Raw genomic sequence first — 13,922 nt, 5'->3', positions numbered from 1 at the left:
AGTCTAAGCGCGTGCCCGCACCTGGAAAAGGGGCAGCGCACCCTGTTCCAACCTCCGTGCCCGGCCGTAGGGTTCAGAATACGGTTGCAGCGTGCCACGGCCTGCCTCCGGGACGGGAGCCCACGTATGAAGACCCACCTCGACCGCTACCGCCAGATCGCAGAGATCCTTTACCGCAATGGATTTGGCTACCTTGTCGCCGCCTCGGGCCTGGAGAATCGGTTGCCTTTCCGCCGCAAGCCCCAGCCTTCGGACCGCCCTCGAGACACCGCCAACGCGCCTGTCTACCTGCGCCGGGCGCTGGAGGAGCTGGGACCCACCTTCGTGAAAATGGGGCAGCTGCTGTCCACCCGGCAGGACCTGCTTCCGCCCAAATACCAGGAGGAACTTACCAAGCTGCAGGACAAGACCGAGCCGGTGCCCTGGGAACAAATCAAGCCGGTGCTGCAGGCGGAACTGGGCACGAACGTGCTGGAAAGGTTTTCCACTTTCGATACCTCGCCGCTGGCCAGTGCCTCCATTGGCCAGGTGTACGCGGCCCGGCTGCGCAACGGCGCCGACGTGGTGGTGAAGATCCGCCGTCCGGGCGTGGAGGAGGAAGTGAACGAGGACCTGGATATCCTCCAGGGGCTGGCCGGATATGCGGGCAGACACTGGGAAGCGGCGCGCGACTATGACATCAAGGGTTTGATGGAAGAATTCGCCGAGACCCTCCGCGAGGAGCTGGATTACCAGCAGGAAGCCCGCAACACCAACCGCTTTGCGCTGAACTTCAAGGACAGCGCCGTTGTCCAGATCCCGGTCGTCTATGCCGATGCCAGCACCTCCAAAGTCCTGACCCAGCAGCGCCTCTACGGGTTGAAGGTTACGGACACCGCCGCCATCGACGCCGCTGGGATTGACCGCAAGGCGCTCGCCGCCGACGCCGCGGACGCGGAAATGAAGATGGTCTTCGACGACGGTTTCTTTCATGCAGATCCCCATCCGGGGAACATTTTCGTGGAAAAGGGCGGCCGAATCGGACTGATTGACTTCGGCATGGTGGGGGAGGTCGATGACAGGCTCCGCACCCAGCTCTCGGCCCTCTTTATTGCGGTGATCCGCAAGGATGCGGAGCGGATGGCCTCGGCGCTGATCCGGATGTGCCCCACGTCCCGCCGCGTGGACCGGATCCAGCTCCGCCTGGACCTGCAGCAGCTGATCCGCCTCTATGAGGGGAAGACCATCGGAAACGCGCCGGTGGGACGCATCATCAACGCAGCAATGGCCATCATCCGCACCCACCACCTGCAGTTGCCCCGGGAAATGGCCCTGCTGCTGCGCATGCTGATCATGACCGAGGGCATGGGGGAGGTGCTGGATCCGGACTTCAGCATGGGCGAGACGCTGGCCCCGTACGCCCGGCGGATGACCATGCGCCAGCTGAATCCGGTGGCCTTTGTCCGGCGCCTGGGGCAGGCAGGCGCCGAGACACTGGAGCTCAGCGCCGAACTTCCGGACCAGGTGCGGCGGCTGTTGACCACGCTGGACTTTGAAGGCCTGGAAATCCATTTGCGGGCAGAAGAACTCGCTCCGCTGATAGTGCGGCTGGAGAAAGTGGGCAACCGGATGGTCGCTGCCATTTTTGCTGCGGCCTTCATCCGCGGGGTGGGGGAACTGGCGCTGGGGGACTCGGACCGCTGGAAGTCATGGCAGGCTCCGCTGATGACCGCGGGCCTCGCCTCCACCGGGGCCCTGGGCGGTTACCTGGCCTGGACCGCCCGGAAACAGCGGTTGGCTAGCTACTGACGGATCTGTCACTGCGCTTCGCAGGTGCTCAGTGCGCCGTGGCGGCGCTCCTGACCCCGCCCAGTTCTGCCGTGGCCGTCCGATAAGTCTCCTTTGCCGTTAGGGCCGATACCGAAGCGATGATGCTGATCGCCGCGGTGAACAGGCTGATCACCACCCAGCCGCCCGGCTCCAGTCCACCCAGTGCTGCCACGATGGACGGTGCGAAGCCGGCCATCAGAAAGCCCAGCTGGGTGCCGATGGCCAGCCCGGAGAACCGGACCTTGGCACTGAACATTTCGGCGTAGAAGGACGGCCACACCGCGTTGGCGGCAGCGTAGCCGCAGGAGAACACTGCCACGGACAGTGCGAACTGCAGCAGCGTGTTTCCCGATTCCATCGACAACAGATAGAACGGCATCACTGCGGCGGACGAGAGGGCACCGTAGATGAACACGGGCTTGCGCCCGATCCGGTCCGCCAGCATCCCGAACAGCGGCTGCGTACCCAGCGCGACAACGTTTCCGGCCACCACAAGCCAGAGCGTGATGCTCGCGTCGACGTCGCCCACCTCGGTGCCGTACTTGATGGCCAGGGTGCCGTACACGGTGGACACCGCTGCAATGAAGGCACAGCAGATGACGCGCAGTACATCGCGCCAGTGGTGGGCCAGCAGGTCGCCGACGGGGAGGCGGGAGATTTCGTTGTTGGCCTTTGCGGCGGCGAAGGTGGGTGTCTCGTGCAGTGAGCGGCGGATGAAGTAGGTCACCAGGACCACCACCGCGCTGAGCCAGAACGGAATGCGCCATCCGATGCCGTACTTGATGTCATCCGGCAGGGCCAGTACGGGAATGAAGACCAGCGCGGCGAGGATCTGCCCGCCCTGGGTTCCGGTGAGCGTCCAGGAAGTAAAGAACGAACGGCGGTTGTCCGGCGCATGTTCCAGCGTCAGGGAGCTGGCTCCGGCCTGCTCGCCCGCGGCGGACAGGCCCTGCATCAGCCGGCACACGACCAGCAGCGCCGGAGCCCACCAGCCGATGACGTCGAAGCTGGGAAGGCAGCCGATCAGGAAGGTCGACGCTCCCATCAGGACCAGGGTGAACATCAGTACTTTCTGGCGGCCCACCCGGTCACCGAAGTGGCCGAGCACCACCGCGCCCACCGGGCGGGCAACGTACGCGAAGCCAAAGGTTGCCAGCGACATGATCGATGCCTGCGTACCGGAGTCCGGGAAGAAGACATAGGGGAAGATCAGCGCCGCGGCGGAGCCAAAGATGAAGAAATCGTAGTACTCAACGGCGCTGCCCATGAAGCTGGCTGCTGCCGCCTTTTTGGGCGTTTTGGCGTGCACTTTGCCCGCCGGGACGGTCTCAGTCATGGGTTCTCCTGTGGAGGTGTGCTGCAGGAACGGGCTGAAAGGGGACCCTGTGCGCTATTCGCACAGGTGTGCAGAACTCGAACAGTTCAAGTAATGTAGCTCACAGCTGCAGTGCCCGGCAATGTCCTGAGCTGCAGTGTTACGCACGTCCAGCGCGGGAAGCCCCCGCTGCCGCACCGCGAAAGGATGCGTTCCGTGAGCAGTCCGTCCGAGTCTTTTTTGGTTGGCCTTATCGGGGAGGGCGTCACGCCGTCCCTCTCACCCCCCATGCATGAGCAGGCGGCTGACCGGCTGGGGCTGCGGTATCTCTACCGGCCGGTGGATCTGGCCATGCTCGGGTCCGGCGAGGGTGTCGACGCGAGGCTGAAGGCCCTGCTGCACGGCGGACGGGACCTGGGTTTCAATGCCTTCAACATCACCCATCCGTGCAAGCAGCTCGTCCTGCGCTTCCTGGACGAGGTGTCCGACGACGCCGCCCGGCTGGGGGCCGTGAACACCGTCCTGATCCGGGACGGAAAATTCGTCGGACACAATACTGACTTCTCCGGATTTGCGTCTGCACTGGCAACGGGCCTCCCGGACGCGGTCCTGGACCGTGTGGTGCAGCTGGGAGTGGGCGGCGCCGGCTCCGCCGTCGCGTACGCCCTGCTCAAAGCGGGCACCAAGCACCTGATCCTGATCGACGTCGACTACTCCCGTGCTGCGGAACGCGCCGGCGCGTTGGGCCGGCTCTTCCCCGACCGAACCGTGGCCCCGGCGGACGCTGGGGATCTCCCCGCTGTCCTGGCCGATGCGGACGGCTTCATGCACGCCACGCCGGTGGGAATGCACTCCCATCCCGGGCTGCCGCTGGACCCTGAGCTGCTGTCACCCCGTCAGTGGGTTGCCGACGTCGTCTACCGTCCGCTGGAGACCGAATTGGTCCGGGCTGCACGTGCCCGGGGCTGTGCCGTGCTCGACGGGGGCCAGATGGCAGTGGGGCAGGCCGTGGATGCATTTGAGCTGATCACCGGCATCCGGCCGGATCCGGACCTGATGCGCGCGGATTTCCTGAATCTCATCGAGCGTGGACTGTAGGGGAGCGGCACTGTGCGTACATCCATAGCAACGGTGTGCCTGAGCGGCACGCTGGAAGAAAAGATGAGAGCCTGTGCGGCCGCCGGGTTCGACGGTATCGAGATTTTTGAACAGGACCTCATCGTGTCGCCGCACAGCCCGGAGGAGATCCGGGGCCTGGCTGCTGCGCTGGGTCTGAGCCTGGACCTGTTCCAGCCGTTCCGGGATTTTGAGGGTGTCACTGAGGAGTTGCTCCTCGAGAACCTGTACCGCGCGGAAGCCAAGTTCGCACTGATGAACCGCTTGGGCATCGACACCATGCTGGTGTGCAGCAATGTGGCCACAGCCACCGTGGATGACGACGACGTCGCCGCCTCCCAGCTGCGCCGCATGGGAGAGGTTGCCGCGGGGTACGGGATCCGGCTCGCCTACGAGGCGCTCGCCTGGGGCAAATACGTGAACGACTTTGAGCACGCGCAGAGGATTGTGGACCTGGCGGACCATCCCAATGTGGGCACGTGCCTGGACAGTTTCCACATTCTCTCGCGCGGCGCGGACCCTGCCGGGATCGAAAAGCTACCGGCGGAGAAGATCTTCTTCGTCCAGTTGGCCGACGCTCCGGAATTGTCCCTGGATGTGCTTTCCTGGAGTCGGCACTACCGGGTATTTCCCGGTGAAGGCGCCTTCGACCTGACGACTTTTATGACGCATCTGGTCCGCAGCGGCTACAACGGGCCGGTGTCGCTGGAAGTTTTCAATGACGTGTTCCGGCAGACAGCCGAGGAACGGACAGCGGTGGACGCGATGCGGTCGCTGATTTGGCTCGAAGAAAGGACTTCCGTCGCCCTTGCGGAACACGGCGGTGCTCCGGGGAACGACGGCGGCTTCCCCGCATACCCGATGGAACTCGCCACCCTTCCGGCAGTTGCCCAGCCGACAGGCTTTAATTTCGCTGAAGTGAAGGCGGGAGACAGCGGGGCCGTGGAAGAGCTGCTGTTCCAGCTGGGCCTGCACTGCGAAGGCCGGCACCGGACAAAGCCGGTGCAGCTGTGGAGCGCCGGCGGGGCGCGGGTGATCATCAACCAGCAGCAGGCCCGGGGTCTGGCGCCGGCAGTTTCGGCACTGGGGCTGGATGTACAGGACCCCCTGGCCGCAGCCTCGCGCGCCGTCCAGCTGAAAGCGCAACCGGTCAGCAGGCGCAGCCAGGCGGACGAAGCCGTCCTGCAAGCTGTCTCGGCCCCCGATTCCACTGAAATCTTCCTGTGTGAGGCCACCGGGGACGGAACCGTTGCATGGGCGGAGGAGTTCGGATCGGACGGCGTCGTCGAAGGTGAGCCGCTGATCACCCACATCGATCACATCAACCTTTCCCAGCCGTGGCAGCACTTTGACGAAGCCGTGCTGTTCTATGAATCGACCCTTTCCCTCGTCCCGCGCGCATCGCAGGAAGTGCCGAGCCCCATGGGTTTGGTCCGCAGCCAGGTGATGTGCAGCAGCGACGGCGCTGTCCGGCTGGCCCTGAACATTGCACCAATGGGACTGGAACAGCCGCACGGTGGCGCGGACTATCCGCAGCATGTGGCGTTTGCCTGCCGCGACGTGGTTGCACTGGCGCGGCAGGCACGGCAGCGGGGCCTGGATTTCCTGCCGGTTCCGGCCAACTACTACGAGGACCTGCAGGCACGGTTCCGGCTCGGTGATGACATGCTGGATGTCCTGCAGTCCCTGAACCTGCTGTATGACAGGGATGAGGACGGGGAGTTCCTGCATTTCTACACGGCGACAGTGGGCAACGTGTTCTTCGAGGTGGTGGAGCGCCGGGCCCGGTACGACGGTTACGGGGCTCCCAATGCTCCGGTGCGGCTGGCCTCGCAGTATCAGCGTGCCCGCAGCGGCAGACGGGATGGCTGACATGGGAGCTGGCGGCGGGTATTACGTAAAGTCGACGGAGAAGACCCTCGCGGTGCTGAGCTCTTTCACGCCTGAGCACCCGAGGTTGAGCGTCAGCGCGGTGGCGGCTGCGGCGGATCTGAGCCGGGCCGCGGCCCGGCGTTTCCTGCTCACCCTGCGTGATCTGGGATACCTGCGCAGCGACGGCACGCTGTTCGAGTTGGCGCCGCGTTCCCTGGACATTGGTTCTGCCTTCCTCGCGACCCTTTCCCTCCCGACGGTTGCCGAGCCGCACCTGAAGATGCTGGCTGAAGACCTGGGCGAAACCACGTCACTTTGCGTACTCGACGGTATGCACGTGGTCTATGTGGCACGCTTTACGGCACCCCGGCTGGTTCATGTGTCCGTTAATGTCGGCACCCGGTTTCCCGCCTGGGCAACATCCATGGGGCGGATCCTCATCGCTGCCCTGGAGCCCGCCGAGCGCGAAGCGCATTTGGCCGCCGTCGAACTCCGGCCGCTGACTCCGCATACTGTCTCCAGCCTCGCCGAGCTGCGCGCCGAAGTGGAGCTTGCCGGCACCCGCGGCTGGAGCCGGGTCACTGACGAACTGGAAGGCGGGCTCCGCGGGGTGGCGGTTCCGGTGTCCCGTGCCGGCAAAGTGGTGGCGGCCGCGAACGTATCCCTGCAGACACACCGGGACCCCGATGAGTCATTGGAGGACTCGGTGATTCCACAGCTGAGGTCGGCGGCTGAACGCATCACCGCCGACCTCAACTTTCGTTAACTGCTCCCGAAATTATTACCGGGCGTAATCCGTGGCGTTGTAGATGTTGAGATTCAGGGCCGCAGCCACCTGGGCCGCGGCCTTCTGGCCCCGGACGCTGTTGCCCACCGGGTCCAGCGGCGGAGAGAAGGCAGCAATGGCGAGGGTGCCAGGCATGATCGCCAGGATACCGCCGCCCACCCCGCTCTTACCCGGCAGGCCCACCTTGTAGGCCCAGTCCCCGGAAGCCGTGTACATACCCTCCATGGTCATTTCCGCCAGAATCGGCGGCACCAGGGCGGCATCAAACACCTGCTTTCCCGTGACCGGGTTCCGGCCCCTGGCGGCAACAGTGGCTCCCATCGTCGCCAGGTCCCGGGTGGTCACCAGGGTGGAGCACTGCCGGGTGTAGACCTCGCATGCCTCCATCGGATCCGAATACATCGTTCCGCCCGAATACAGCAACCAGGCGATGGCCCGGTTGTGGAAGTTGGTGGACTGCTCGGAATCATTGACGGCGTCGCTGAGGCGGATCTCCCGTCCGGCAAATGCACTTTGCATGTCCAGGATCTTTTTCCACCGCTCATCCGGGGACTCCGCCGGAATCAACGAAACCGTGGACATGGCCCCCGCATTCACCAGCGGCGACACCGGCTTGTTATCGTGCATCGCCACCGCCATGACGGAGTTGAACGGTTCACCGGTTGGATCCGCGCCCACCTTGTCATGGAACTCCGGCAACCCCACTTCCTGCATGGCCAGGGTCATGGAGAACACCTTGGAAATGGATTCCAAGGCAAACTCGAACCCGGTGTCGCCGGCTTCGAACACGTCGCCGTCGGCCGTTACCACGCACACTCCGAACAATGACGGGTCCACGGACGCCAGATACGGAATGTAACTGGCGTTGGCGCCGCCGGTGTCCTTGGCATGGTCCGAGTACGCCGTTTCAACGGCATGGTTAATTGCTGCCTTATCCGGCATCATAAGGCTGCGCTCCCGCCGGCGGCAGGCCCGGGACGAGGCCTGAGGGATGGTTTGTTGCCGTCAGCGGCCGTGCCCGGCCGTGCTGCGCCGTCGCCCGCTGCTGCTCCGCCTGCCGCGGCCGAACCGGAAGCGGCGGATGTCCCCGAGAGCGCCTGTTCCACGAGGACCGAAGTCGGAACAGAGGATTTCGAGACCGTCCCGGGGTGGGTGTGTTCGATTTGCCAGGTGAACGGCTCAAAGTTGCTCTCAGGATCCCGCCAATGCGGCTTGCGCAGTGCGTAAATCACCAGCGGCAGGACCACGAAGATCACGGCGCCTCCGATCAGGATGCCCACGTACACTGCGGGTGACCCGACGGAAATCTGGTCCGGGGGAATGAAGCTGAAGACAAAAGCCACCAGGGACCCCAGGAGCCCGACGCCGCCGATGAGCCACATCCCGACGTTCCCGCCCGGAACCCGGTAGGGGCGCGGCCGGTTTGGCTGGCTGAACCTCAGGTAAATGGCGCCGGCGAACATCAGTATGTACATGATCAGATAGAGGATCACCGTCAGCTGGCTCAGGATTTGATAGGCGGCCTGCACTGACGGAAGGACAACGTAGATGACGCCCAGTCCGGTAACAGCGAAGGCCTGGAAGAACAGGATGTGGGTACCCATGCCGTGCTTGTTGGTGTGCTGCCAGAAGCGGGGCAGGTAGCCCGCCCTTGCGACGGTGAGCAGCCCGGTGGAAGGCCCGGCCACCCACGTGACGACGCCGGCCAGTACACCGATGAGGAGCATGAAGGCGACAATCGGCCCGGCCCATCCGATTCCGGCCCATTCGAACATGTCGTTGTAGGAGGTCAGCAGGCTTTGGGTCAGGTTGATATCGGCCTGGGGAACCACAAAGGCAATGGCGAGCGTGCCCAGGACAAAGATGATGACCGTTCCGGCTGCCGCAATCAGTACTGCGATTGGATAATCGCGGGTTGGATTCTTGACTTCCTTTACGTGGATGGCGTTCATTTCCATGCCGGCATAGAACAGGAAGATGCTCGCTGCCAGCACCACGTTGGAGAAGTTGGAGAAGTCCGGGATGAGTTCACCCCAGCCCATCTTGATCTGCGGGGTGTTTCCGGCGAAGTAGTAGGAGAACCCAAGAACGATGAGGATGATCGCCGGAATGATGGTGCCGACGATCCCGCCCCACTGGCTGACCTTGGAGAAGGCCGCTGCTCCGCGGAAGGCAATGAACGTAGCAAGCCAGTACACCACCAGCACCACGGCCAGGACAAAGACTTTATTGCCTGCCAGCTGCGCGTCTATGTTCTGGTTCTCCCCGGTATAGGCCAGTGACACCGCACCAAAGGTCAACACGGTGGGGAACCAGATGGTGACTTCAATGAACAGCATGAACATGGCCAGGAAGGCCCAGCGCGGCCCGAAGGCCTCACCGACCCAGCGGAAGACCCCGCCGGTCTCCGGCCAGCCTGTTGCGAGCTCTGCGGCCACCAGGGATACCGGTATCAGGAACACCACGGCAGCGAGCACGTAGTAGAAGATTGAGCTCAGTCCGTATTCCGCTTCCGAGGGCAGGCCACGGAGGCTGACCACTGCCACGATGTTCATGACGGCCAGGGCGCCAATGGTAATGGTGGCGGCCTGCTTGGATTTTTTTGATGTCTGAGTCGGCGTAGGTGACTTGGGGCCGGATGCGCCCGAATTCGCCGCTGATGAACCGCTCGATGCCGTGGGATTACTCATTCCACTCACCTTCCGTGGTTAGTGATGGAAGCCAGGCTGTGCTGACTCCTGCGGCATCGGCGATTCAAGCCGATCGAGGTACTCGGTTTCCTTCCGGATGTCTTCCAGGAGACTGTCTGCGAGATCCATGCTGAGACCGTTGCGGACCACAATCCGTTCCACGGTCAGGTTCTCCAGGTTGCTGGGCATGGGGTAGGCCGGCACCAGCCAGCCCTTGGTCCGCAGCCGTTCGGCCAGGTCATACAGGGTCCACTTGTCCGTGTGGCCCTCTTTGAGCCGCCAGGCGAACACCGGTATGTCCGTGCCGTCGTTCCACAACTCGAACGGTCCCATTTCGCTGATGCCCGAGGACAGATACACCGCAACGTCCTGGCAGGCCTGCTGGATCTTGGCGTATCCCTCGCGCCCCAGCCGCAGGAACAAATAGAACTGCAGGACGACCTGGGCTCCGGGCCGCGAAAAGTTCAGGGCGAATGTGGGCATGTCTCCGCCCAGATAGCTCACATAGAAGATCAGATCCTCGGGCAGCCACTGGCGTTCGCGCCACACCACCCAGCCGAGTCCCGGGTACACGAGCCCGTACTTATGGCCCGAGGTGCTGATGGAGTGGACCCGGTCGATCTTGAAGTCCCATTCCAGATCCTGCTGGATGAATGGGGCGATCATTCCGCCTGATGCTGCGTCCACATGGATGTTGATGTCCAGTCCGGTCGAGGCCTGGATATCGTCGAGCTTCGCGGCGATCTGCTTTACCGGTTCATACATGCCGGTGTAGGTGACGCCCATGATGGCAACCACGCCAATGGTGTTTTCATCGACGTACTTTTCCAGTTCGAAGCCGTCGAGGCATTTGTGCTCCTCGCTGATGGGAACCAGCCGGGCCTCGACGTCGAAATAGTTGCAGAACTTCTCCCAGCAGACCTGGACCGCTGAACTCATGACCAGGTTGGGTTTGTCGGTCGGCTTGCCGTCCGCCCGGCGCGCGCTCTGCCACAGGCGCTTGAGGGCGAGGCCGCCCAGCATGCAGGCCTCGGAGGAACCCACCGTTGAGGTGCCGATGGTTCCTTCGGGGTCCGGCGAGTGCCACAGATCGGCAAGAATCTTCCAGCAGTTCTGCTCAATCTGGGCGGTCTGCGGATACTCGTCCTTGTCGATCATGTTCTTGTCGTACGTCTCGGCGTACAGCTTGTTGGCGTGATCGTCCATCCAGGTGCTCACGAACGTAGCCAGGTTCAGCCGGGCGTTTCCGTCCAGCATGGTTTCGTCATGAACAATCTGATACGCCGTTTCCGGCATCATCTGCCCGTCGGCCAGCTTGGTTTTCAGGGCAATCGTGTCTTCACCCGGACGGGCGAAGAGCGGGTTTACCGACAGGGTATTTTTGTCCCGTTGTTGTGCCATGGGTTGTGACCTTTCATCGGCGATGCCGAGACCGGCACCGGGCCGCAGTGAACGGCAGTCAGGAATCTCTCAAGGGCGCGCATCAAAAACACTACGTGCGGCAAAACGGGGTGACCAGACCCAAGGACCCTCGGGGAGCTGGAGTGGTTCATTTGTGTTTCCGGTGTATTCCGGCGTCCGGACGGGGCCGGACGGTTGGCGGGCAACCGTGCCGCGCGTAGCGTGTGAACCACAAACCGAGCTGCATCTCTCATCATCGCTCTCGTCATCGAACCCTAAGGAGATATCCCATGGCTGGACTAGCGCGGCGTGACCGGTTCGAACTGCCCGAACCGGTTCGCAAATTTTTCGAGGGCGACTGGGAGGTGCCCGCGTTTCCCGTGGAGGAATACCGGGACGGTTCCAGCATGGTGGTGAAGGCCGAACTGCCCAATATTGATCCGGAGAAGGACCTCGACGTCTCCGTCAGCGACGGTGTCCTGCACATCAAGGGCGAGCGCCGGGAAGAGTCCGAGCACAAGGATAAGAACGGGTACCGCAGCGAATTCCGCTACGGCTCCTTCACCCGCGACATCCCGCTGCCGGCCGGCTCCAGCCAGGACAACGTCACCGCGTCCTACAATGACGGTGTCCTGGAGGTCAGGGTCCCGGTTCCGGAGGTCGGGTCCTCCACCACCAAGGTGCCCATCTCCCGGGGTTAGCAGCACTCCGTGGGCAACGCGGCGTCGGAGCTGACCGGCACCGGCAATCGAAACAGCCGGCGCAAGTATCCGGACTGGATCATCATCGCCACGTTGGCCAGCGGCGGTATTGCGGTGTCCCTGGAGAAGACGGCGGTGGTGCCGCTGCTGCCGGAGTACCCGCGGGTCTTCGGGGTCACCAGCGACGACGTGTCCTGGCTGGTGACCGTCACCCTCCTGACCGCTGCCGTGGCGACACCCATCGTGTCCCGTCTGGCGGACATGTTCGGCAAACGGCGGATGCTGCTGATCGCGATGGCCATGATGGTAGTCGGTGCTTTCACCGCCTCCCTGGGCGGTACTTTTTTCTGGGCACTGGTGGGACGCGCCATTCAGGGTTTTTCCGGAGCGGTGATCCCGGTGGGAATCAGCATCCTGCGAGACGCGCTGCCGCAACGCAAAATTGCCGGTGCCGTTTCCCTCATGAGTGCCAGTTTCGGCATCGGCAGCGCCCTGGGACTGCCCCTGTCGGGATTCATCTACGAAAACCTGGGCTGGCAGGCGACCTTTTGGGTCGTGGGCCTCATCGCGCTGGTCATCTTCGCCGCCGTCGTGATTGTTGTTCCTGAATCGAGGGTCCGTACACCGGGGCGTTTCGATTACGAGGGCGCACTGGTGCTCTCGGCCGCCATGACGGCCCTGCTGCTGGCGATCAGCAAGGGTGGCGTATGGGGCTGGACCAGTGACGCGATCCTTGGGTTGTTTGCCGCCGCCGCGGTGCTCCTGGCGCTCTGGTTTCCAATGGAGCTGCGCAAAGGACAACCGCTGGTGGATTTGCGGACTTCGGCGCGGCGCCCGGTGCTCCTTACCAATGCGGCGACTGTGCTGGTGGGATTCGCCATGTACGCCAACATGCTGGTCACCACCCAGCAGCTGCAGCTGTCCAAGGAAAGCGGATTCGGTTTCGGGCTGAGTGTGCTGGTGGCAGGGCTTACCATGATCCCTGCCGGCCTGGCCATGGTGGCGGCAGCACCGCTGTCCGCTTTTGTCACCAACACCTTCGGTGCGAAGGCGACCATGGTCCTGGGCTGCGCCGTCATGGCCGCGGGCTACATGTCGCGGGTGATACTGGTCCACACCGTCACAGGCATCATTATCGGCGCCGTGATCATTTCCGTGGGAACCGCCGTAGCCATGGCAGCCATGCCGACCCTCATCATGAGCAACGTTCCGCTCACTGACACCGCGGCGGCCAACGGCGTGAATACGCTGCTGCGGTCGGTGGGCACGTCAACCTGCAGTGCCGCCGTGGCCACCATTCTTGCTTCCATCACGATCAGGGTGGACGGCACCGTCTTTCCGGGGGTGGATGCTTTCCGGGGGATTTTCGCGATGGCCGGGTTTGCCGCATTGCTGGCCACGGGCATCTCCTGCTTTATTCCGCGCTCCGTGCGCCGGGAGGCAACACACCCGGCGCTGCATGCGGAGCCCGGCCAGACCCAGCCGCCACCGGTGGACGCCAAGCAGGAGATTATGGTGACCGGAACGCTGCTGGCCGACGACGGCCGGACGCCGGTTCCCGGCGGCGTGGTCCTGGCCACGGACCGCCAGGGCCAGCAGGTGGACTGGGACCGGGCCGACGAGCGCGGCCGCTACGCCGTCGTGCTTCCGGGGGACGGCCAGTACCTTCTGATCGCCACCCAGCACCAGTGGCGGCCGGTTTCAGAAACCCTCACCTTTCCCGGAGTTCCGCACAGCCATGACATCCGGTTCAAGGCACGGCTGACCCTGACCGGAAAGATCACCCACAACAACCGCCCGGTGGACGGGGCGCTGGTGGTCCTGGTGCGGCCGTCGGAGGGGAAGACAATTGCCGTGCATTCAGACAACACCGGCAATTACGAGCTGCCGCTTCCCCGTCCCGGAACGTACATCCTGACCGTGGTGGAACCGGACGGCGCCACCTCCCATACGCGCCGGGTCACCCTCCCGGCCCCCAACACCCTGATTGACCTGGAACTTGGCACGGAGCCGCCCACCACGGGCCTGCGCATCTAGCGGCGGCGGCGGAGCCTGGGGTGGCAAATCTGCCTCTGCGAGACCAAACACACATCCCCGGCTTTGGGTCCTGATTGGTTCAGAGCATAGTATCTATCTGGCATATTCCGGGTTCGCTCCCCTTGGGGCCTGTCGGCGTCTTCAGTCCTAAAGTGCGCCGTCGTCCGCTGTCTCGAACGCCCCGGACAAGGTCT

The 13,922-nt window shown here is 63.7% G+C and carries 10 protein-coding genes; 6 read left to right on the top strand and 4 right to left on the bottom strand.

Going from position 1 to position 13,922, the window contains the following annotated elements; genetic code table 11:
* Positions 1-126 precede the first annotated feature (126 nt).
* Entirely contained in the window at positions 127-1,788 is a 1,662-nt protein-coding gene (locus MUG94_RS09340; RefSeq protein WP_227889904.1) for an ABC1 kinase family protein, read from the top strand.
* A gap of 28 nt (positions 1,789-1,816) precedes the next feature.
* Here the strand turns inward: MUG94_RS09340 and MUG94_RS09335 are convergent, their stop codons facing one another.
* A complete protein-coding gene (locus MUG94_RS09335) occupies positions 1,817-3,145 on the bottom strand; it encodes an MFS transporter (protein WP_227907715.1) in 1,329 nt (442 codons plus the stop codon).
* A gap of 195 nt (positions 3,146-3,340) precedes the next feature.
* Between MUG94_RS09335 and MUG94_RS09330 the strand changes: the two genes are divergently transcribed.
* From MUG94_RS09330 to MUG94_RS09320, 3 genes are read left to right on the top strand one after another with little or no spacing between them, the layout of a single operon-like run.
* Positions 3,341-4,222: a shikimate dehydrogenase gene (locus tag MUG94_RS09330; protein WP_227907716.1), complete on the top strand. Its 882-nt coding sequence runs from the start codon at positions 3,341-3,343 to the stop codon at positions 4,220-4,222.
* A gap of 12 nt (positions 4,223-4,234) precedes the next feature.
* Complete coding sequence (locus MUG94_RS09325; protein ID WP_227907718.1) at positions 4,235-6,112, top strand: bifunctional sugar phosphate isomerase/epimerase/4-hydroxyphenylpyruvate dioxygenase family protein; 1,878 nt, start codon at positions 4,235-4,237, stop codon at positions 6,110-6,112.
* Complete coding sequence (locus MUG94_RS09320; RefSeq protein WP_227907719.1) at positions 6,105-6,878, top strand: IclR family transcriptional regulator domain-containing protein; 774 nt, start codon at positions 6,105-6,107, stop codon at positions 6,876-6,878. The genes MUG94_RS09325 and MUG94_RS09320 overlap by 8 nt, the downstream gene beginning before the upstream one ends.
* 15 nt (positions 6,879-6,893) lie before the next feature.
* Here the strand turns inward: MUG94_RS09320 and glsA are convergent, their stop codons facing one another.
* The 3 genes from glsA to gad are packed head-to-tail and all read right to left on the bottom strand — an operon-like array spanning position 6,894 to position 10,990.
* Positions 6,894-7,844 (bottom strand): glutaminase A, encoded by a 951-nt coding sequence (gene glsA, locus MUG94_RS09315; RefSeq protein ID WP_227889899.1) that lies wholly within the window; start codon positions 7,842-7,844, stop codon positions 6,894-6,896.
* Positions 7,841-9,589, bottom strand: coding sequence for a glutamine/gamma-aminobutyrate antiporter GadC (gadC, locus tag MUG94_RS09310; protein ID WP_227889898.1), 1,749 nt, complete (start codon positions 9,587-9,589; stop codon positions 7,841-7,843). The genes glsA and gadC overlap by 4 nt, the downstream gene beginning before the upstream one ends.
* An 18-nt stretch (positions 9,590-9,607) precedes the next feature.
* Positions 9,608-10,990 carry a glutamate decarboxylase gene (gene gad / locus MUG94_RS09305; protein WP_227907721.1) on the bottom strand — a complete coding sequence of 461 codons (1,383 nt, stop codon included), beginning with the start codon at positions 10,988-10,990 and terminating at the stop codon, positions 9,608-9,610.
* A gap of 290 nt (positions 10,991-11,280) precedes the next feature.
* On the opposite strand from gad, the gene MUG94_RS09300 reads away from it, so the two are divergent.
* Both MUG94_RS09300 and MUG94_RS09295 read left to right on the top strand, forming a co-directional pair.
* A complete protein-coding gene (locus tag MUG94_RS09300; RefSeq protein WP_227889896.1) occupies positions 11,281-11,691 on the top strand; it encodes an Hsp20/alpha crystallin family protein in 411 nt (136 codons plus the stop codon).
* A 9-nt stretch (positions 11,692-11,700) separates the two neighbouring features.
* Positions 11,701-13,728, top strand: coding sequence for an MFS transporter (locus MUG94_RS09295; protein WP_227907722.1), 2,028 nt, complete (start codon positions 11,701-11,703; stop codon positions 13,726-13,728).
* The last annotated feature ends 194 nt before the right edge of the window (positions 13,729-13,922 follow it).

The sequence above is a fragment of the Arthrobacter gengyunqii genome, from assembly GCF_023022985.1.
GTDB lineage: Bacteria > Actinomycetota > Actinomycetes > Actinomycetales > Micrococcaceae > Arthrobacter_B > Arthrobacter_B gengyunqii.
Note: the sequence above shows the minus strand (reverse complement) of the source record. Positions and strands in the feature narration are given on the sequence as shown.

Coding starts and splice junctions, on each gene's coding strand:
- MUG94_RS09340 (WP_227889904.1), top strand. CDS start 127: ATGAAGACCCACCTCGACCGCTACCGCCAGATCGCAGAGATCCTTTAC.
- MUG94_RS09335 (WP_227907715.1), bottom strand. CDS start 3,145: ATGACTGAGACCGTCCCGGCGGGCAAAGTGCACGCCAAAACGCCCAAA.
- MUG94_RS09320 (WP_227907719.1), top strand. CDS start 6,105: ATGGCTGACATGGGAGCTGGCGGCGGGTATTACGTAAAGTCGACGGAG.
- glsA (WP_227889899.1), bottom strand. CDS start 7,844: ATGATGCCGGATAAGGCAGCAATTAACCATGCCGTTGAAACGGCGTAC.
- gadC (WP_227889898.1), bottom strand. CDS start 9,589: ATGAGTAATCCCACGGCATCGAGCGGTTCATCAGCGGCGAATTCGGGC.
- gad (WP_227907721.1), bottom strand. CDS start 10,990: ATGGCACAACAACGGGACAAAAATACCCTGTCGGTAAACCCGCTCTTC.
- MUG94_RS09300 (WP_227889896.1), top strand. CDS start 11,281: ATGGCTGGACTAGCGCGGCGTGACCGGTTCGAACTGCCCGAACCGGTT.